The sequence below is a fragment of the Acinetobacter sp. BHS4 genome (assembly GCF_018454425.1).
Taxonomy (GTDB): domain Bacteria; phylum Pseudomonadota; class Gammaproteobacteria; order Pseudomonadales; family Moraxellaceae; genus Acinetobacter; species Acinetobacter pittii.
The window spans coordinates 2,718,809-2,739,452 of sequence record NZ_CP075323.1 but is presented as its reverse complement, the minus strand read 5'-3'; the positions used below and the strand labels follow the sequence as shown (position 1 = coordinate 2,739,452).

The 20,644-nt window shown below is 39.5% G+C and carries 13 protein-coding genes and 2 tRNA genes; 9 read left to right on the top strand and 6 right to left on the bottom strand.

The genetic code is table 11. The annotated features are described in order from the left end of the window. The first annotated feature begins 2 nt into the window (after window positions 1-2). From KIP84_RS13175 to KIP84_RS13150, 6 genes are all read left to right on the top strand, one after another. Window positions 3-3,218 (top strand): LysM peptidoglycan-binding domain-containing protein, encoded by a 3,216-nt coding sequence (locus KIP84_RS13175; RefSeq protein ID WP_213688697.1) that lies wholly within the window; start codon window positions 3-5, stop codon window positions 3,216-3,218. 15 nt (window positions 3,219-3,233) lie between these two features. Beyond that, window positions 3,234-5,069 carry an extracellular solute-binding protein gene (locus KIP84_RS13170; RefSeq protein WP_213688696.1) on the top strand — a complete coding sequence of 612 codons (1,836 nt, stop codon included), beginning with the start codon at window positions 3,234-3,236 and terminating at the stop codon, window positions 5,067-5,069. A gap of 31 nt (window positions 5,070-5,100) precedes the next feature. Then, entirely contained in the window at window positions 5,101-6,153 is a 1,053-nt protein-coding gene (locus KIP84_RS13165) for an ABC transporter permease subunit (protein WP_213688695.1), read from the top strand. Beyond that, entirely contained in the window at window positions 6,153-7,163 is a 1,011-nt protein-coding gene (locus KIP84_RS13160; RefSeq protein WP_032063861.1) for an ABC transporter permease, read from the top strand. The genes KIP84_RS13165 and KIP84_RS13160 overlap by 1 nt, the downstream gene beginning before the upstream one ends. Beyond that, window positions 7,138-8,733, top strand: a complete 1,596-nt coding sequence (locus KIP84_RS13155) for a dipeptide ABC transporter ATP-binding protein (protein WP_151283354.1) — start codon at window positions 7,138-7,140, stop codon at window positions 8,731-8,733. The genes KIP84_RS13160 and KIP84_RS13155 overlap by 26 nt, the downstream gene beginning before the upstream one ends. 188 nt (window positions 8,734-8,921) lie before the next feature. After that, a complete protein-coding gene (locus KIP84_RS13150; RefSeq protein WP_151283353.1) occupies window positions 8,922-10,166 on the top strand; it encodes an NADH:flavin oxidoreductase/NADH oxidase family protein in 1,245 nt (414 codons plus the stop codon). A 5-nt stretch (window positions 10,167-10,171) separates the two neighbouring features. Here KIP84_RS13150 and KIP84_RS13145 read toward each other — a convergent pair whose 3' ends face one another. The 5 genes from KIP84_RS13145 to pyrC all read right to left on the bottom strand — a co-directional run bounded on the left by KIP84_RS13145 (window position 10,172) and on the right by pyrC (window position 15,157). Beyond that, the gene (locus tag KIP84_RS13145; RefSeq protein WP_151283352.1) at window positions 10,172-10,855 is read right to left on the bottom strand and encodes a glutathione binding-like protein; all 684 of its coding nucleotides are present in this window, start codon (window positions 10,853-10,855) and stop codon (window positions 10,172-10,174) included. 228 nt (window positions 10,856-11,083) lie between these two features. Continuing rightward, window positions 11,084-13,207 (bottom strand): TonB-dependent receptor, encoded by a 2,124-nt coding sequence (locus KIP84_RS13140; protein WP_213688694.1) that lies wholly within the window; start codon window positions 13,205-13,207, stop codon window positions 11,084-11,086. A gap of 174 nt (window positions 13,208-13,381) precedes the next feature. Further along, a tRNA-Glu gene (locus tag KIP84_RS13135) sits at window positions 13,382-13,457 on the bottom strand. An 18-nt stretch (window positions 13,458-13,475) separates the two neighbouring features. Then, window positions 13,476-14,138 carry a ribonuclease T gene (rnt, locus tag KIP84_RS13130; RefSeq protein WP_002117536.1) on the bottom strand — a complete coding sequence of 221 codons (663 nt, stop codon included), beginning with the start codon at window positions 14,136-14,138 and terminating at the stop codon, window positions 13,476-13,478. Next, window positions 14,123-15,157 carry a dihydroorotase gene (gene pyrC / locus KIP84_RS13125; RefSeq protein ID WP_005070491.1) on the bottom strand — a complete coding sequence of 345 codons (1,035 nt, stop codon included), beginning with the start codon at window positions 15,155-15,157 and terminating at the stop codon, window positions 14,123-14,125. Before pyrC ends, rnt begins: the two co-directional genes overlap by 16 nt. A 149-nt stretch (window positions 15,158-15,306) precedes the next feature. On the opposite strand from pyrC, the gene KIP84_RS13120 reads away from it, so the two are divergent. Beyond that, a complete protein-coding gene (locus tag KIP84_RS13120; protein WP_213688693.1) occupies window positions 15,307-16,569 on the top strand; it encodes a diguanylate cyclase in 1,263 nt (420 codons plus the stop codon). A 61-nt stretch (window positions 16,570-16,630) separates the two neighbouring features. Here the strand turns inward: KIP84_RS13120 and argG are convergent, their stop codons facing one another. After that, window positions 16,631-17,989: an argininosuccinate synthase gene (argG, locus tag KIP84_RS13115; protein WP_213688692.1), complete on the bottom strand. Its 1,359-nt coding sequence runs from the start codon at window positions 17,987-17,989 to the stop codon at window positions 16,631-16,633. Window positions 17,990-18,286: 297 nt separating this feature from the next. Between argG and KIP84_RS13110 the strand changes: the two genes are divergently transcribed. Next, the gene (locus KIP84_RS13110) at window positions 18,287-20,317 is read left to right on the top strand and encodes an NADPH-dependent 2,4-dienoyl-CoA reductase (RefSeq protein ID WP_213688691.1); all 2,031 of its coding nucleotides are present in this window, start codon (window positions 18,287-18,289) and stop codon (window positions 20,315-20,317) included. Between the two features lie 85 nt (window positions 20,318-20,402). Next, a tRNA-Ser gene (locus KIP84_RS13105) sits at window positions 20,403-20,492 on the top strand. The last annotated feature ends 152 nt before the right edge of the window (window positions 20,493-20,644 follow it).

The following is a 20,644-nucleotide window of genomic DNA, read 5'->3' as shown; positions in this document are numbered from 1 at the left end:
TTATGTATAAACCAACCACATTTGTGTGGCAGCCATCTGCAGCATCATTGTTTAAAATTACCGTACTTAGCTCTGCGTTAGCTGCGTTGGGTATTACAACAGGCTGTTCATCGACTCCGCAATCTGCAAAAACCTCAAAATCGAAACAGGTCAGTGGTGCAGGTTATTTAGATGCGAGTAGTCTTGATTCATTGGAAGACTTACTTTCAGCAACTGATATGCGTGCTGTAGAGGGTGACCGTCTGCTTATTTTAAAGCATGGTGATGTCTGGAAACGTATGTCTGTTGGTTTCAAAATGGATTTGAACCATTGGGATTCACGTATTGAAGCTCAGCGTAGTTGGTTTATTTCTCGTCAGCCTTATCTTGATCGTTTAAGTGCCCGTGCAAGTCGTTATTTGTACCATACAGTTAAAGAAGCTGAACGCCGTGGTTTGCCGACAGAACTTGCACTCTTACCTGTAATTGAAAGTTCATATGACCCAGCTGCAACAAGTAGTGCTGCAGCAGCAGGTTTATGGCAGTTTATTCCGAGTACTGGCCGTATTTATGGCTTAAAGCAAACTGGTATGTATGATGGCCGTCGAGATGTTGTTGAGTCGACTCGTGCTGCCTATGAGTTTTTAGGAAGCTTATATAACCAATTCGGTTCTTGGGAGCTTGCTTTAGCAGCCTATAACGCTGGACCGGGACGTATTCAACAAGCGATTAACCGAAATCAGGCAGCAGGTTTACCAACTGATTATTGGTCTTTAAAATTACCTCAAGAAACCATGAACTATGTTCCGCGTTTCTTGGCTGTTGCTCAAATTATTAAAAATCCAAAAGCTTACGGTATTTCTTTACCACCAATTGCAAATAGACCCCATTTCCGTGAAGTGACTTTATCTGCACCTTTATCTTTAAATGAAATTGCTTCTGTAGCTGGATTAAGTCGTTCGGAACTCTATGCATTAAACCCGGGATATCGTGGTGAAATGGTAGACCCTGCAAGTCCTATGCGTATCTTGATTCCGGCCGATTTAAGTCCTTCAATTGATAATAAATTAAAAGGTATGAAGTCAGGCGGTGGTTCAGGTTGGTGGGCAAATGTGACTTCACCATCTAAGCCAGATGTAAGTGCTTCAACATCTGTGACAATTAAAACCACGCCTGCAAATCAGGTGCAACCAGTTAAACCGTCAACACCTACTAAAACAACCAGTAGCTCTACCACGTTAAAAACTTCAACTCCTCGTGGGTCTGATGCTTTAGCCGCGTTTGCAGCTTCGGCTGATGTACCAAGTGCTCCACGTATTCCTGTTGCTGTGACACCTGCGGCAAATATTAAGCAAGTGAAGACAGAACCACCAATCTCGGCTGCAGAACGTGAAAAGATTTTAGCGGCAGTTCGAGCTGAAGGTGAGAAAGAAACAGTTCAACAAGCTTTAGAGCCACAACCAACGCAGGCTGAAAAAGATCAAGTAGTTGCCGAGTTGAAGGCTATTGCACCACAAGGAACAGAAATTGTTGATCCTTATGATGGCAAAATTAAGTTAACTGCGATTCAAACAAGCCAATCAGTTGCAGAGCAACAAGGTAAAGAAGTAAGTAAAGGTTTTGCATATCCAAAAACTTTAGCTGAAGACGTGACTGTAGCTAACTCTGAAGATGGGCAGCGCAATAAAGACAAGCCTTACATTAAAACTGATACAGATGTAGTGGTTGTACAGCCAAAAGGCAAACGTAGTACCTATACAGTTTTACCGGGTGATACTTTAGCCGTTATTGCGATGAAAAACGGCGTAAACTGGCGCGATGTTGCTAAGTGGAACCAGATTGATCCAGAAAAGACGTTATATGTTGGTTCAACGCTTTACCTTTATGATGCTAAGCCACAAGAAACTCAAACGACTTCAAAAAGCACAGCTAAACCAGATGTATATGTCGTTCAGGCTAACGATAGCTTAAGCGGTGTGGCAAACCAGTTTAATTTGTCAGTAAGACAATTGGCTGAATATAACGATTTATCAGTGACTGATGGCTTATTTGTTGGGCAAAAACTACAGTTAAAAGAACCAAAGAATAGTCGCGCAAGTACTAAAGCCGAGCCAAAAGCAGTTCAGGCAAGTGCAAAACGTATAGCAACTAAAAGCTATACTGTGAAGCGCGGTGAATATCTTAAATTGATTGCAGATCGTTATGCGCTCTCTAATCAGGAACTTGCTGAATTAACTCCGGGATTAACTGCGGGCAGTAACTTAATGGTAGGCCAAAAAATTAATGTGCCTACACAAGATATTTCTGTAGATGAAGTTGCTGAAACTAAGGCTTCTAGTAAATCTGAGAAAGCATCAGCAAGTGTTTCTTATAAAACAGAAGGCTATAAAGTACAACGTGGTGATACTTTATCGAGTATTGCAACTAAATCAAAAATTAGCCTAGCTGAGTTAGCCGAATTAAATAACTTAAAAGCAAATAGCCATGTACAGCTTGGTCAAACTTTAAAAGTACCGGCAGGCTTAAGTGTTCCAGAGCAATACGTTGTACAGTCTGGCGATAGCTTAAATGCGATTGCGAGTAAATATAATTTGCAAACAAGCTATTTGGCTGACCTAAACGGTTTGTCTCGTACTGCTGGTTTGCGTGCTGGTCAACGCTTAAAACTAACAGGTACGGTTGAAGAAGTGCCAACTAAATCTTCTAAAAACGCCAAAGAAGAAACACCAGAAACTTATACAGTTAAATCTGGTGATAGCTTAGGTAATATCGCTAATCGCTACCACTTACAGCTGGACTACCTTGCTTCACTAAATGGTCTTTCACGCAACAGTAGCGTTCGTGTGGGGCAGCGTTTAAAGCTAACGGGTGATGTGCCTACAGTTGAAACAGCTAAAGCAGATACTAAGTCTTCAACTAAAACGGTTGCCGCTGGTAAAAATACTGAAAGATATACGGTTAAATCTGGTGAGTCTTTAAATAGTATCGCGAGCCGTGCTGGTATTTCAGTGCGTGAACTGGCTGAAATGAATGCATTAAAAGCAAATGCTAACTTACAGCGCGGTCAGAATATTGTGATTCCAAAAACTGTCGTGGAATACAAAGTGAAGCGTGGTGATACCTTAATCGGTCTTGCGAGTAAATATGGTTTAGAAACCAATTTATTGGCTGAGCTGAATAATTTAACGCCTTCTACTCAGCTTCGCATTGGTGATGTGATTAAAGTGCCTAATTTGTAAAATAATTAGCCACTTATGCATAAATTAAATTTTCAACTGAGCCTGCTAGTCGGGCTCAGTGTCATTTCCCATAGTGTTTTTTCTGCACAGCAAACCACTTCATATATAGCGATTCATTCTAAGCCTAAGTATTTAGAAATGATGGCTATGCCATATGCAAACCCTAATGCACCTAAAGGTGGCCTATTAAGTCAGGCAGCTCAAGGAACTTTTGATAACCTCAATAGTATGAATGGGAAAGGGAATGCTACAGAAGGCGTTAATTATCTTTTTGATACCTTAATGACTCAATCACTTGATGAGGTTGGAGTTTTATATCCGCTTTTGGCTCAAAAAGTGAGTTATGACCCAGAAAAAACGCAATTAGTGACTTTCTATTTAAACCCTAAAGCGCGTTTTAGTAATGGGCAGCCAGTCACTGCGGCAGATGTTAAATTTAGTTTTGATGCCTATCAGACTAAGTCCAATTTAGGTTTGCAAATGTACCTTGCTGATTTAGCAAAAACAGAAGTAATAAACGCCCATCAAGTAAAGTTTAGTTTTACCTCTACACATAACCCTAAAATGCCATTCATTTTGGCAACCTTACCCATTTATTCAAAAGCAGATTGGCAAAAAAAAGATTTTAGCCGCATTACTTTACAACCAATTCTTGGCTCGGGACCGTATGTAGTTGAACGAGTTGATCCGGGCAGAAGCATTAGTTATAAACGGAACCCAAATTATTGGGCAAAAGATTTGCCTATTAATAAGGGGCGTTATAACTTTGACCGTTTGAGATATGTTTATTATCGAAATTGGGATATTGCTTTTGAAGGATTTAAATCTGGGCAATACACTTTGCATGAAGAAACTAATCCTAAAAAATGGGTAACTGATTACCGGTTTCCAGCTGTAAAAGCAGGGTTGGTTACTCAATATAAGTTTCGTCACCATAATCCTATTGCCACTGAAAGCTATGTTTTTAATACACGACGAAAACCTTTAAATGATATTCGTTTTAGACAAGCTTTAACCTATGCTTATGACTTTGAATGGCAAAATAAAGCTTTGTTTTATGGACAATATCAGCGCCTACAAAGTTATTTTGAAAATAGTGAATTAGCAGCAACAGGCCGACCTTCAAAAACTGAATTAGACTTGTTAAAACCGTTATTGCCTAAGTTATCTCCACTCATGCAACAAGGTGTTTTAGCAAACTGGAAATATCCAGCGTCGGATGCAAGTGGGTTCAATCGTCAGAACTTGTTAACTGCACGGCAATTACTCATACAGGCTGGCTATAAAGTTAAAGAAGGGCAGCTATTTACACCAGAAGGAAAAAAAGTTCAGCTTGAGTTTTTAATTCAGCAAGATGGTAAACAACGAACACTTCTACCTTTTATTCGTAACTTAAAAAAATTAGGCATTGCTGTTAATTTACGTCAGGTTGATGCTCCGCAATATTTAGAACGAACTCGCCGTTACGATTTTGATATGACCACAATGAATTTGCCGCAATCTCTCAATCCGGGAAATGAACAAACTCAGTTCTGGGGGAGTGTAGCTGCAGCTCAGGATGGAAATTACAATTATGCGGGAATTCGTAATCCAGTAATTGATCAAGTGATTGCAAAACTCGTTGCAAGCAAAAGCCGTGAACAACAGATTATTTATACTCGCATTCTCGATCGGTTGCTTAGAGCTGGTTATTATCAAATCCCGACCTATGGTAAAGGTGAAAACTGGTATGCTTATTGGAATATGTATCAACAACCTAAAATTAAACCAGCACTTTCTTCTGGGATAGAATATTGGTGGAGTGATGCAAACAAAGCCAAAAAAGTTACCAAATATCTACATCAACAATAAAAAGCACCTGCCATAAAGGAAATCCTGTTATATGGGTTCATATATTCTCAAGCGACTTCTTTTAATGATTCCCACATTGTTTGTCATTCTATTGATTAACTTTGTGGTTGTGCAAATTGCACCGGGTGGGCCAGTTGAGCAAGCAATACATCAGGCACAAAGCGATTTGGGAATTGGTCGTGCATTGAGTGCAGAAACTTATTATCAAGGTGCTCAAGGTTTAAGCCCTGAAATGGTTGAACAAATTAAGGCTCAGTACGGCTTTGATCGTTCTGCCCCTGAACGATTTTTTCTAATGTTAAAAGGCTATTTAACTTTAGATTTTGGACAAAGTTTCTTTAAAGATAAACCGGTTGTGCAATTGGTGTGGGAAAAAATGCCTGTTTCCATTTCACTTGGGCTGGTGAGTACTTTGCTCATTTACCTCATTTCTATTCCGCTGGGAATTAAAAAGGCAAAGCAGCAGGGCTCTTGGTTTGATCGATCCACTTCTTTAGTGCTTGTGGTGGGGTACGCTGTACCAAGTTTTGTATTTGCGATTTTGTTAGTTGTTTTTTTTGCAGGTGGATCTTATTTTCAATGGTTTCCACTACAAAACTTAGTATCAGATAACTTCCATCAACTTAGTCTCTGGGGCAAAGTTACCGATTATTTATGGCATATGACTTTGCCACTAATTACCATGGTATTAGGCGGTTTTGCCAGTTTAACCTATTTAACTAAATACTCATTTCTTGAAGAACTCAATAAACCCTACGTTTTGGCAGCCTATGCAAAAGGGTTGAATAGCCAACAGGTCTTATATAAGCATGTGTTTCGTAATGCAATTTTAGTTGTGCTCGCAGGATTGCCAGAAGCGTTAGCAGGTATTTTCTTTGTGGGTAACCTGTTTGTAGAAATTATCTTTCACCTAGATGGGGTGGGGTTGTTGGGTTTTGAAGCGATTGTTCAGCGCGACTATCCTGTTATTTTTGGTGTTTTATTTTTCTTTACTCTATTTAGCCTGATTTTACGTCTCATTTGTGATGTGTTGTACCAATGGATTGATCCACGAATTCACTTTGATGCGCAAGGAGGCAAATAATGTCCTTGATTGTGCGGACACGATTACAGCGTTTTAGACAGCATAAATTGGGCTGGGCCAGCTTTATTTTATTTAGTCTGATTTTGGTTTTGTCATTAGCCGCGGAGTTAATTGCTAACGATAAACCGTTGTTAGTGAAGTATGAAGATTCGTACTATTTGCCTGTGTTGAAAACTTATCCTGAAACGGCGTTTGGTGGAGTGTTTGAAACAGAAGCGGATTATAAAGACCCCGCTGTACAAGCGCTTATTAATACTAAAGGATGGGCAGTTTGGCCCCTCATTCAATTTTCATATCAAACGCCCAATTTAGACTTGGCAGTTCCTGTGCCATCACCACCTTCCAAGCAAAACTGGTTGGGAACAGATGATCAAGGAAGGGATGTTCTTGCACGTATTCTTTATGGCTTAAGAGTATCGTTGCTTTTCGGTTTAGCTTTAACCTTTTGTTCTGCTTTATTTGGAATTACCGTAGGTGCCATTCAAGGTTATTATGGCGGTTGGGTAGATTTATTGGGACAACGTTTGGTTGAGGTCTGGAATGGCTTACCCATGCTTTTTATGGTCATGATTTTAGTCAGTATGTTTGTTCCAAATGTATATTGGCTATTTTTCATTATGCTATTTTTTGGCTGGACCGTTTTGGTGGGAATTGTCAGAGCAGAATTTTTGAAAGCTCGCCAGTTAGATTATGTGCGTGCAGCCCAAGTTTTGGGAGTGACCGATCACGCGATTATTTTTAGGCATATTTTGCCCAATGCGATCAGTTCGAGTTTATCTCAGTTACCTTTTATTTTAACAACTAACATTAGCGCTTTAACTGCTCTTGATTTTTTAGGATATGGTCTACCGCCAGATGCTGCCTCTTTAGGTGAATTATTGCTTCAAGGTAAAAATAATTTAGATGCGCCATGGCTAGCAATTTCAGGCTTTTTTAGTCTGGCGATTGTTCTTTCACTTTTAATCTATATTGGGGAGGCGGCCCGTGAAGCGTTTGACCCAAGAAAATAACTTAAATCCCGTTTTAGCATTATTAAAAGTAGAGCAACTTTCGGTTCAGACCAAAGACCGAAAGGTTTTATTAGAAGATCTAAGTTTTTACTTAAGTGAAGGTGAAACATTGGCTATTGTGGGCGAAAGTGGTTCAGGTAAATCGATGAGCTGCTTAGCAATAATGGGCTTGCTACAAGAAAAATTAGAAATAACGGGACAGGTCTGGATTGGTCCACAAAATATGCTTGAGCTAGATGAAAGAGCTCAATCAAATTTACGTGGTCGACAAATCGCTATGATTTTTCAAGAGCCTGCTACTGCGTTAAATCCGCTCCATCGGGTTGAAAAAATTATAGGTGAAAAACTTCTTTTAACAGGTTTTTCAAAACAAGAAGTTCGACAGCAAGTATTTGAATTACTAAAAGATGTTGGAATTGTTGAACCAGAACAAATTTTAAAACGTTATCCGCATGAGCTTTCTGGTGGGCAAAGGCAACGTGTCATGATCGCGATGACATTGGCACTTCGGCCTAAAATTTTGATTGCTGATGAACCTACTACTGCGTTGGATGTGGTTTTACAGATACAGATTTTAGAGCTATTAAAATCTTTGCAAAGCAAATATGGGATGGCACTTATTTTAATTAGCCATGACCTCAATTTAGTGCATCGCTATGCTGAGAAACTTATTGTATTGCAAAGAGGGCGTGTAGTAGAGCAAGGTGAACTGAGCCAAATCTTTGCAAATCCTAAAACAAGTTATACGGCACAGTTGTTAGATCATGATTTTGGAAGTGTAGAGTCTAGACCTGCTCAACAGAATATTTTATCAGTTCGACAACTCAGCGTGCAGTTTCATATAAGAAAAGGAATTTTAAATCGCATTCAAGGGTATTTCACCGCAATAGAAGATTTGAGTTTTGACCTTGCTCAAGGTGAAGCAGTTGGGGTAGTTGGTGAAAGTGGTGCGGGTAAGTCATCTTTAGCCCTCGCTTTGGTTCAGCTTATTCAGAGCAAAGGACAGATTGTTTTCTTAGGTCAAGATTTAAATCAGTTACAGCCAAAAGCCTTGCGTTTGATGAGATCAGATTTTCAACTTGTATTCCAAGACCCATTTGGAAGTTTAAACCCGCGTATGACAGTAGGGCAGATTATTGCTGAAGGATTGAAAGTGAAAGCAGTAGCTGATAACGAGATCAAACAGCAAGTTGAATCTGTATTGGTAAAAGTTGAATTGGCTGAAGATTTTCAACACCGTTATCCTCATGAACTTTCAGGTGGACAGCGTCAACGTGTCGCCTTAGCCAGAGCTTTGGTAGTGCAACCGAAACTTTTAATTTTGGATGAACCTACCTCTGCCTTAGATCGGACCACGCAAAAAGCCATGATCAAGTTGTTGAGACAATTACAGCAAACTGAGCAGTTAAGTTATATTTTCATTAGTCATGATCTCAATATAGTAAAAGCACTTTGCCACAAAGTGATGGTATTACGTCATGCAAAAGTTGTTGAATATCAGGAAACTGAACTCTTATTTTCTAAGCCTAACAGTGAATATACGAAACAGTTAATTAAAGCATCCTTTTAAAGATATTTTTTAATTGATTGTTTTATATAAATAAATTTTTGTTAAACTTCTAATGCAAAAAGTTGCATATTTTTATATTTTTTAAAATTGACATGTGCTATTGTCAGTTATCGATTACCACTTGACATGCCCAATAACTCAATTAAATTAGAGTAATTGCTCTAAAATTCAAAGAACAGAGGTTAACCATGAACCAGATTACTCAACCCATCACAATTCGCAATACCACCTTTAAAAACCGAATTATTAAAGGTGCAATGAGTGAAGCGCTTGCAAATTATGAAGGCCAACCAAATGACTTACATTTGGGTCTATATGGTGCATGGGCAAAAGGTGAGCTTGGCTGTGCGATTACTGGTAATGTCATGGTAAATGCCAGCGCAAAAAATGAACCAGGTGTTGTAGTTATTGAAACTGAACGTGACCTAGAGCGCTTAAAAGAGTGGGCGGCATTAGGTAAAAAACATGGCATGGTTCAGTTGATTCAATTATCGCACCCAGGTCGTCAGTGTCCAAAAGGTTTAAATAAAGAAACCGTAGCGCCTTCAGCGGTACCTTTTAGTCCAGCTTTAGCCACCATGTTTGGAACGCCACGTGAACTTACTCATGAAGAAATTCTAGATATTATTAAACGCTTTGCCACATCAGCTCACATTTGTGAAAAAGCAGGTTTTGAAGGGGTGCAATTACACGGCGCACATGGTTATTTAATTAGCCAGTTTTTATCGCCTTTAACTAATAAGCGTACAGATCAATGGGGCGGTTCAGTTGAGAATCGTACTCGTTTTTTACTAGAGGTTTATAAAGCGGTACGTGAAGCAACTTCAGATAATTTTATCATTTCAGTGAAGCTTAACTCGGCTGATTTCCAGCGTGGCGGTATTAGCGAAGAAGATGTAATTTCAGTGTTTAAAGCAGTGGATGAAGCTGGTATCGATTTAATTGAAATTTCAGGTGGAACTTATGAGGCACCAGCAATGGCTGGAGCTAAGGCTGACAAACGTAAAGCAAGTACGATTGCACGTGAAGCATACTTTTTAGATTTTGCTGAAAAAATTCGCCAGCATGTTAAGTGTAAACTCATGGTGACAGGCGGGTTCCGTACTGTAGAGGGCATGAATGCTGCACTCGCAAGTGGTGCATGTGACTTTATTGGTATTGCTCGTCCATTTGCAGTAGAAACCGATTTAACAGAACGTTTAATTGCAGGGCAAGATGTTCGCTATGCTGTAAAACCGATTAAAACAGGTTTACCTTTTGTCGATAAAATGGCAATTATGGAAATTATTTGGTATGCCGCTCAATTTAAAACCATTGGTAAGGGTAAAAAGCCAAATCCAAAACTTTCACCACTGGTGGTGTTTTTAAATTATGCCAAAGGCAATATTAAAGCTGTTGTACAAGGCCGCGTGAACTCACGTAAATCTGCGTAGATAAATTACCAAGCCGTAGTCCAGTAAGCTTTAAATGTAGAAGCAGACCATTGGCCTTTAATTAAAGCATTGTTAAAGGCGGGTCTGTTTTCTATTTCGGCAAGATAACGGTGTATATGTTTAAACTGACTGTAATTTTGTGAGCAAGCCAGTAATGGAAACCACATCAAAATATCAGCAATAGTAAACTGATCTCCGGCAAACCATGCATGTTGCTCTAAATGTTCATCAATCATTCTCATTTGTTGTTGTAATGATTGGTTGAGATAGCCTTGATCGAATCCATATTTTAAAAGTTTAGGGACGAAACGGATTGGAAAAGGTGTACGTTGTGCAATTTGGTGAAAGATTTGTTTGAGTACTAAATCGGGAATAAATGTTGCCTCGCAATAATTTTTCCAATAATAAAAATTTTGGAGTTGTTGGCGTGATAGGCTGTTCGGTCCCAATTGTGGGTGTAAATGAGATAGGTAATCTAAAATTGCTGAGGTTTCAGCTAAGACTGAAGTGTTTCCTTGTTCAATAATTTCGAGAGTTGGAAATTTTGATAATTGATGAGGTGAGTTTTTATCTTCGTCTATAACTGAATGATCTTTAATAATGAGTTCATAGTTGAGTCCTAATTCTTCTAAAGACCAAATGATGCGTTGAGAGCGCGAATTTTTTAGGTGAAATAATCGAATTTGCATGTCATGTTCAAATTATAGTTTTGATCTATGTTGAGTATAGAACATAATTTAATTATAAAAATATTTATAAATCAGTAGATTATATTTTTTTATAAAAGTAGCTTAATAAAAAGCCACTGCCTTAAAAATGCAGTGGCTTTTTAGTGTTTGATATCCCTAACGAGATCTGACCTACAAGTTTGTCGCCTTGAAGAGACTACCGTATATCAGATCTTTTTATAGTTCAGTTTAGAACGTATAGCTCATACCCACTTGAACGGTACGTGATTCACCAGGATACGCATATAGACTGAAAGCACTTTCATCATAAACTTTGTCAAAAAGATTTTTCAGATCTAAGTTAATACGAAGTTTTGGTGTTGCCTGATAATAAGAAACCAAATCTGTAACTGCATAACCTTTCATGGTGTAGGTACTATTGGCTGTTTGACCTGCACGTTTATCAATATATTTTTGATTAATGCCCAGACCTAAACCTTGTAAAGGGCCATCCTGAAATTCATAGATATTTAACAGATTAAAACTATTCTTGGGAATATTGGCTAAAGCCGTTCCTTTTTGCAGAGTGTTGTCTTTAGTCACTTCTGCATCTGTATAAGCATATCCACCAATAATTTTCCAAGCTGGAGTAATTTGCCCTGCAATATTTAGCTCAATACCTTGGCTACGAACTTCGCCAGCAGTGACTTTTTTATTTTGATTAGGGTATAAAGGGTCATCTGTTAAGACATTTTCTTTATTAGCATAGAAAATTGCAGAGTCAACCGACAACATATTGTCGAGTGCTTGCCATTTAAAGCCCAACTCGTAAGCCATGCCTTCCTCTGGGTCAAATCCCTCTCCATTATGGCTAGCACCAGTGTTAGGTTTAAAAGATTTCGCAGCATTGCTATAGATTGAAAGGTCATCACGCGCTTTAAAAACTAAACCTAAACGCGGAATAAATGCATCATGACTGGTATTCCAATTTGCTGTATTCGGTAGTAGGTTTTTGTAATCATGTTCGTAGTGCTCAAAACGCAAACCCAGCAGTGCACTTAAACGCTCATTTAATTCGATTTGGTCTTGTACAAAAAGAGCCGTTGTTTTTAAATTTTCGCGGTCATGTGTAGCCACGCTATTAAGCTCAGGTAGAGGTTGACCTAAAACTGGATCATAGATGTTAATAGGGTAGTTATTTGACTTAGGGTCTGAACGAATAATATATGACTTATAATCATAGTTTTCGTATTCAAGCCCAGTCACTAAAGTGTGAGCTAGACCTAAAAGTTGAAAATTACCTGTTAGATTGATCTGTGCATCAGTATCTTGCCACTTTAATTCCCGATAGCTGTAATTTCTGTTAATTTTTTCTATATCATCTTTATTAACACCGCTTCCTTCTACCGCATAGCCATGCAATTTGCCATGTAGATATTGCACACCCGCATTAAGTTTCCATTCATTTCCCAAGTCATGCTCAACTCGTAATTGAGTCATGTCATTATCATTGTAAAGCCGGTTGTTGTATTTACCTGTTTCCCATAAATAGGTTTTGGGTGAACTATTAAAAGACTTTTGTGTAGGGTAGCGTGTGTGCCCGCGATCAAGTGGATGTTGATTTCGTAAAATATCGGCTTCAAAGATAACTTTTGTTGCATCAGAAGCTTGCCATTGGATGACTGGTGCAATTCCATATCGTTTGGACTCGACATGATCACGATAACTATCACCACCTTCTGCAATCACATTTAGGCGATAACCGATATTTTCTGCATTCGGGATAGTACCTGTTGTGTCTACCGTGGTGCGATATAAACCTTCACTGTTAAGCTGAGCACCTAAAGTGGTTCGTTGTTCAGACTTTGGTGTTTTAGAAATTAAGTTAAACGTACCACCCGGGTCACCACGACCATATAAGCTAGAAGAGGGTCCACGTAAAACGTCTACACGTTCAATAGTGTTGCTATCTGGAGCATTTGGATAACCACGGTTAATTGGGAATCCATTACGGTAAAACTCACCACTGGTGAAACCACGTAGGTTAAACCCAGTTAAGCCTTGACCGCCAAAGTTATTAGCACGAGTAACACCGCCAGCTAAATCAAGCGCTTCAATCAAACGTGTTGCGCCAATATCTTCAATTACTTTTTGAGTCACTACACTGATAGATTGTGGCGTATCTTTTAATGCGATTTCACTACGTGTTGCGCTACCTGAACTATCGACTTTATAAGTTTGGTCAGCTGACTGTTGAGCTTTAATCTTAATCGTAGCGAGTGTGGTTGAAGGCTGATCTGTTTCTGCGAAAGTACTTGAGATACAACAGAGTTGAGCGATGCTCAGGGAGAGGAGGCGAAGTTTAAGATCCATTTAAAACCTTGTTGATAATAAATATCAGTATAAAAATAAGAATTATTATATTGTAAATCTATGTAAAGGAAATACTAGATCGGTGATATATATGTACAAGTGTATTTTATTTGGAAATACAGAAAATTAGAAATATAAAAATAAAATAGAAAGGAATTTTATAAGAAGAGAATATGGCGTCCCTACGGGGATTCGAACCCCGGTTACCGCCGTGAAAGGGCGATGTCCTAGGCCTCTAGACGATAGGGACGTTGAGGATGGCGGTATCTTAAGAAGCCGCCACCAAACTGTCAAGGAGGTAAGGTGACAGTTTGTTCAAAATATAGCAAAACAGTTCAGCAGTCTTCTGAGTATCGTACAAAGCAGAGTGTGCTTCTTTGCCATCGAACTCAATTCCAGCTTGAATACATGCTTTCGCAAGCACAGTTTGTCCAAACATAACAGCACTTAAAGTAACCGTATCCATCACTGAAAAGCTATGAAATGGGTTTTGGTTTTTTGTGCTTGTACGCGCAATTGCTGCTTGTACAAAACCAAGGTCAAAATGCGCATTGTGGCCCACTAAGACAGCATGTGTACAGTGTTGCTGTTTACGGACTTCATTCACCGATTTAAAAATACGGCGTAATGCAGTGCGCTCATCTTCAGCCATTGCAATACGCATTGGATTGAATGGATCAATACCAATAAAGTCTAGCGAACGACGATCGAGATTAGCCCCTTCAAACGGGTTAATATGTGCATGAAATGCTGGACCAGGGACAAATTGTCCCTGAGCATCATACACAATTGGAATGCACGCAATTTCTAGCAATGCATCTGTCTGGGCATTAAAACCTGCCGTTTCAACGTCAACAACAACAGGTAAGAAGCCACGAAAACGTTGGCCAATGACCGGGACAGAGGTTTCTTGTGTCACACTTTTCTCCATTGCAGCGTTTTCCCGGCATGCAGCGGGATAATTTTTTGATCATCTAAATAATCAAAAGATTCTGGAACGAGGTTATCTTCTTTTACCAAAGTAATGGTAGAAGTATTACGTGGTAGGCCGTAGAAGTCTGCGCCAAAGTGGCTAGCAAAACCTTCTAAACGTTCTAGTTTACCTACTTGATCAAATGCTTGAGCATAAAGTTCAATTGCATTAGGCGCACTATAACAGCCCGCACAGCCACACGCATTTTCTTTTGCATTTTGCGAGTGAGGAGCACTATCTGTACCCAAGAAAAATTTAGGGTTACCGCTCGTTGCAACTTCAAGCAAAGTGGTCTGGTGAGTTTGACGCTTTAAAATTGGTAAGCAATAGAAATGCGGTTTAATACCACCAACCAACATATCATTACGATTAAATAATAAATGCTGAGGTGTAATCGTTGCAGCCACATTGCGGTCTTGTTCTAAAACAAAGTGTGCAGCATCGCTTGTTGTGATGTGCTCAAGTACCACTTTAAGTTTTGGAAACTGTTTTAATAACGGTGATAGAACTTCATCTAAGAAGCGTTTTTCACGGTCAAAAATATCAACGTGGTTATGAGTCACTTCACCATGAAGTAATAACGGAACTTGATGCTCTTCTAGTTGCTCAATGACTGCATAAACTTTACGGATGTCACTTACACCGTTATCAGAATTGGTGGTCGCACCTGCTGGGTAAAGTTTAATAGCATTTACATGTCCAGATTCTTTAATTTTACGAACTTCATCTGGTGAGGTGAAATCAGTAAAATAAAGCACCATACGCGGGTCAAAGTTAAGACCCTCTGGAACATGAGCAAGAATACGTTCACGGTAAGCCAATGCTTCTTCCACAGTTTTTACAGGTGGAACAAGGTTTGGCATACAGATCGCACGAGCAAATTGTTTGGCCAAATCAGGTACAGTACGTTTTAATGCTAAACCATCACGTAAATGTGCATGCCAGTCATCTGGCTGGAGCAGGGTAATAGAGTCCAAGGCAGTTCAAACTTCGAAATAAAACAAATGATAATCGATAAAGTGTGAAAATGGTAACGAGAATTACGGACAAATGGCAAAATAAAGCGCCAGAGGCCTTAAAAAATAATGTTATATTTTGTTAATGTGTGAGAGGCAGGAATCAAGTAGTGGCAAATAGGGGAAATGTACATGAATTACTCAAAGCAAAAGAAGAAATAGAATATTTAGTAACTCTACATACCCATCGTTATGCCAATATACCTCTGCCACATCAATTAGAAAAAAAATTCTGGTGTCTAAATCTTGAGCGAACTAAACAGAATATCTCAAAGTTTTTAGCAAGTGGCGTTTTAACCTATCTCATTTTCATATTGCTGGCTCTACCTACAGACTATTTGGTCATAGGCGTACCTTATATTACTTGGGATTTTATTTACTGTTTACTTAGCGCAATTAATATTGCTTGTGCACTGCTGTTATTTTGGGTTTTTGCAAAGTTTAAAAAACTCACTGAATATTTTTATATCGCTGCATGTGGCATTGTATTTTTGACCATTATTATCAATGCAATGTTGCTCCTTAGCGTAGGAAATGTCGCTCTTAAAAACCAGTCAATGTTACTACTTTCCTTCTTATATATGCTGGGATTTATTTTAAGCGGAATAAAGCCTCTACATATGCTTTATGTAGGTTTAACAGCAGCCTTTTGTGTTTTTTCCCTACTGATTTTATGGCAAGCGAATTGTGATTTTATTGCTTTGGGAAGAGCGCTGTTTGGAAGTTGTATTTTAGGTTTTTCAATTAGTACGATGCTTACCTCTAGAGAAAGAAGTCTCTTTTTAAATAATCAGCTTGCTGAGCTTAACGAACAGATTTTACGTATTGAGGCATCTGAATTGCTTCATTTAAGCCAGCAAGACGCACTGACTAATATCTCAAATCGACGTACTTTTGATGAGATGTTCGACTTTTTTTACTATCGTGCAAAACAAGAAAAGCGACCATTGGCCGTTTTGTTTATTGATATCGATTTTTTTAAAAATTATAACGATTTTTATGGACACCAAATGGGGGATAAAGTCATCTCATCTATTGCCGCTGCAATTAAAAATTCGATTCGGCATGTTGATTTTGTTGCTCGCTATGGAGGAGAAGAGTTTGTCGTGCTGTTACCGAAAACACCTGCTCAAGGTGCCTATGCCGTCGCTGCAAATATTTATAAAGCGATTGAGCGACAAGCGATTCCTCATGCAGCATCTTTAGTCTCTAAGCATGTCACGATTAGTTTAGGTTTTACTGTTTATACAGAAGGTTTTAAAGTAAATCAGGAAAAATTAATTCACGCTGCGGATCAAGCTTTGTACCGAGCTAAGCAGCTTGGACGTAACCAGATTTATTATCAACCTTTGGAAGTGGCTGAACTTGCGTGAGCACAAATATTTGAAATAAAAAAGCCACCTTTGTCGGTGGCTTTTTTATTAAGTAAGAAAATTATTTTTTCTTGTTATCAAGTTGTGGTACAGCAGAACCTTGGCCGATTGAAAGCAAACCAGCATCTGTATAGATACCAAGTTTTGCACGTGTATCGGTAATGTCGAGGTTACGCATAGTCAACTGACCAATACGGTCCATTGGCGTAAACATTGAATCGCCTTTTTCCATTGTTAAACGTTCAGCTTCGTACGTTAAGTTTGGAGATTCAGTGTTCATGATGGTGTAGTCATTACCACGACGAAGTTCAAGAGTTACTTCACCAGTAATCGCTTTAGCAACCCAACGCTGTGCAGTTTCACGCAACATAAGTGCTTGAGAGTCGAACCAGCGGCCTTGGTAAAGTAAACGGCCTAAACGTAAACCGTTAATGCGGTATTGTTCGATCGTATCTTCGTTATGAATACCAGTAACCAAACGCTCGTAAGCAATATGAAGAAGGGCCATACCCGGTGCTTCATAAATACCACGTGATTTTGCTTCGATAATACGGTTTTCGATTTGGTCAGACATACCTAAACCATGACGGCCACCAATACGGTTTGCTTCAAGAATAAGCTCAACCGGATTGTCAAAAGTTTGACCGTTTAATGCAACAGGTACACCTTCTTCAAAACGTACAGTCACTTCTTCTGGGGTAATTTCAACTTCATCTTTCCAGAAAGCAACGCCCATAATTGGGTCAACGATTTTGATACCAGCATTTAGGTATTCAAGATCTTTTGCTTCGTGAGTCGCGCCCAACATGTTTGAGTCAGTTGAGTACGCTTTTTCTTTTGACATTTTGTAGTCAAAACCGTTGTCGATCAGGAACTGTGACATTTCTGCACGGCCACCGAGCTCATCGATGAAGTTTTGATCTAACCAAGGCTTATAAATTTTAAGATTCGGGTTAGTCAACAAACCATAACGATAAAAACGTTCAATATCGTTACCTTTATAAGTTGAACCGTCACCCCAGATGTTTACGTCATCTTCTTTCATTGCAGTAACTAACATTGTACCTGTTACTGCACGACCGAGTGGAGTCGTATTGAAATAAGGAACACCACCTGTACTGATATGGAATGCACCACACTGAATCGCAGCAATACCTTCAAGCGCAAGTTGTAAGCGGCAGTCAATTAAGCGAGCTTTTACAGCGCCGTATTGTTCTGCTTTCTTTGGAATTGCATCGTAGTCATCTTCATCAGGCTGACCTAAGTTTGCAGTATATGCATAAGGTTCTGCGCCTTTTTGTTTCATCCACAATAAGGCAGCTGAAGTGTCTAGGCCTCCGGAGAAGGCAATCCCAACTTTTTTGCCTACTGGTACATGCTGCAAGATAGTTGCATTATCAGTCATTGCTAATCCTAACATTTATGAAAAAGACCCCATATAGGCGGTCTTGAGAATTCTGAATGGCGGCTATTGTAGCACTATTCATGGTGCTTTTTTTCGCAAAAAAAGCATTAATTCACTTGTTCTGATTTGAAGTTTTAATTTGATAAAAAATATAAGGCTATTTATAGAATAAGAAGAAGTGAATGAAGTATTGTTCTTAAATAAATGGATTGACCATAAGCTCCGATAAATTTCTTTGCTTGGTCATCCAAAATTATCAAAAAAGTATTAAAGTACTATGCAACAAGTTGCAAAAAATTATTGGGACGCAGCATGACAAGTTACGCCAATTTATTAAAACCATTACATCTAGGCTTTACCACCATTAAAAACCGTGTGGTGATGGGTTCCATGCATACGGGGCTTGAAGATCGTTTTTACAATTACCCAAAGCTGGCAGCTTATTTTGAAGAGCGTGCAAAAGGTGGGGTGGGCCTGATTGTGACAGGTGGTATTTCACCGAACCGTCAAGGATGGTTAGCACCTGCTGGCGGAACCATGAATAGCTTATTTGATATTCCACAGCATCGTCTGGTTACACATGCTGTGCATAAACATGGTTCAAAAATCTTAATGCAAATTTTGCATGCAGGTCGTTATGGTTACCAGCCGTTTGTTGTATCTTCAACTGCAATTAAATCTCCAATTTCCCCATTTAAACCACGCCAGCTTTCTGAAAAAAATATTCTGAGCACAATAGAAGATTACGCACACTGTGCTGACATTGCCAAAAAAGCAGGTTATGACGGTGTCGAAATTATGGGCTCGGAAGGGTATTTAATTAACCAGTTTTTAAGTCGCCACGTGAACCAGCGTACTGACCGTTGGGGTGGTGAAATTGAAAACCGTATGCGCTTTCCAGTCGAGATTGTTAAAGCGATCCGTGCCAAAGTCGGTGAGAAGTTTATTATCTGTTTCCGCTTGTCTTTACTCGATTTAGTCCATGACGGTAACACCATGCAAGAGGTGGTGACTGTAGCCAAAGCTTTAGAAAAAGCAGGGGTGACTTTATTAAATACCGGCATTGGCTGGCATGAAGCTCGTGTGCCGACCATTGTAACATCTGTGCCTCGTGCAGCTTTTGTTGACTACACTGCTCATGTAAAACAACATATTTCTATTCCGATTATTGCGTCAAACCGTATTAACATGCCTGAAACTGCCGAAGAAATTTTGGCAACTGGCAAAGCAGATATGGTTCAAATGGCGCGTCCTTTATTGGCCGATGCATTTTGGGTAAATAAAACTGCGACTAACCGTGTTGATGAAATTAATACCTGTATTGCATGTAACCAAGCCTGTTTAGACCATGCTTTTAAAAATAAGCGTGTATCTTGTTTGGTTAACCCTCGTGCAGGCCATGAAACTGAACTGGTCTATTTAAAAACTAAACAGCCTAAGCGAATTGCAGTTGTTGGCGGTGGAGTAGCGGGTATGTCGGCGGCAACTGTTGCGGCAAGCCGTGGCCATGCAGTGACGCTGTTTGAGGCAACTTCTGATGTGGGTGGTCAATTTAACTTTGCCAAAGTTGTACCGGGCAAAGAAGAATTTCACGAGACAATCCGCTACTTTAAAGTCCAACTGGAAAAAACTGGAGTAGACGTACGTTTAAATACTCGCGTAAATCGTGAGCAGCTTGAACGTGAAGGTTTTGATGAAGTGATTGTTGCAACAGGTGTAATCCCTCGCGCATTAAAAATTGAAGGAAGTGACGCACCACAAGTCCTTTCTTATGCTCAAGTTTTAAAAGGAGCAGAAGTCGGACAAAAGGTTGCAGTGATTGGCGCGGGTGGTATTGGTTTTGACGTGTCAGAGTTTTTACTTAAACCGCCACATCAGCCACAACCGCAACCTTTGGCTGATTGGCAACGTGAATGGGGGGTGGACCCAGATCCGAATTATGTTTCTGAAGGGGGGATGCAGCCGCCAGTCGTTGAACCAGCAATACGTGAAATTTATTTATTGCAACGTAAAACCACACCACTTGGTATTGGTCTTGGCAAAACTTCGGGTTGGGTACACCGTGCACAGCTTAAAAAGCATGGCGTATGTATGCTGCGTGGTGTGCAATATAAAGCAGTCACTGATGAAGGGCTTTGGATTGAGCACAATGGGCAAGATCAACTTTTACGTGTAGATACGGTTGTGGTGTGTGCAGGTCAAGAGTCGGTAAAAGACTTGATGCCAAAAGAAGGTGAGTCGACTATAGCGAACTATCATATTATTGGTGGTGCAAAGCTTGCAGCAGAGCTAGATGCGAAGCGTGCGATCAAAGAAGGAGCAGAATTGGCTGCTCAACTGTAAAATTGATGAAACAATATGCACTTGAACACAAAGCGATGATATTTTTCTTGAATAAAATGAATAAGCTTTGTATTCTTACGCACATGGAAGCGTGGCAGAGCGGTTTAATGCACCGGTCTTGAAAACCGACGAGGGTGTGAGTCCTCCGTGAGTTCGAATCTCACCGCTTCCGCCAAATTCGAAAAGCCCCTGTTAAAAGCAGGGGCTTTTTTTTGTATGTGTATTTCATACTTAATTTTAATTAGTATCATCAATATGTTGGTTGAAGCTAAATAGCATGATCAATAGATACTATATTATTATTTACGTGCCATGATGTGCAGTACC

What these genes read in the sequence shown, in the direction of transcription:
- KIP84_RS13175 (WP_213688697.1), top strand. Translation starts at nt 3, where the DNA reads ATGTATAAACCAACCACATTTGTGTGGCAGCCATCTGCAGCATCATTG.
- KIP84_RS13170 (WP_213688696.1), top strand. Translation starts at nt 3,234, where the DNA reads ATGCATAAATTAAATTTTCAACTGAGCCTGCTAGTCGGGCTCAGTGTC.
- KIP84_RS13165 (WP_213688695.1), top strand. Translation starts at nt 5,101, where the DNA reads ATGGGTTCATATATTCTCAAGCGACTTCTTTTAATGATTCCCACATTG.
- KIP84_RS13160 (WP_032063861.1), top strand. Translation starts at nt 6,153, where the DNA reads ATGTCCTTGATTGTGCGGACACGATTACAGCGTTTTAGACAGCATAAA.
- KIP84_RS13150 (WP_151283353.1), top strand. Translation starts at nt 8,922, where the DNA reads ATGAACCAGATTACTCAACCCATCACAATTCGCAATACCACCTTTAAA.
- KIP84_RS13145 (WP_151283352.1), bottom strand. Translation starts at nt 10,855, where the DNA reads ATGCAAATTCGATTATTTCACCTAAAAAATTCGCGCTCTCAACGCATC.
- KIP84_RS13140 (WP_213688694.1), bottom strand. Translation starts at nt 13,207, where the DNA reads ATGGATCTTAAACTTCGCCTCCTCTCCCTGAGCATCGCTCAACTCTGT.
- rnt (WP_002117536.1), bottom strand. Translation starts at nt 14,138, where the DNA reads ATGGAGAAAAGTGTGACACAAGAAACCTCTGTCCCGGTCATTGGCCAA.
- argG (WP_213688692.1), bottom strand. Translation starts at nt 17,989, where the DNA reads ATGTTAGGATTAGCAATGACTGATAATGCAACTATCTTGCAGCATGTA.
- KIP84_RS13110 (WP_213688691.1), top strand. Translation starts at nt 18,287, where the DNA reads ATGACAAGTTACGCCAATTTATTAAAACCATTACATCTAGGCTTTACC.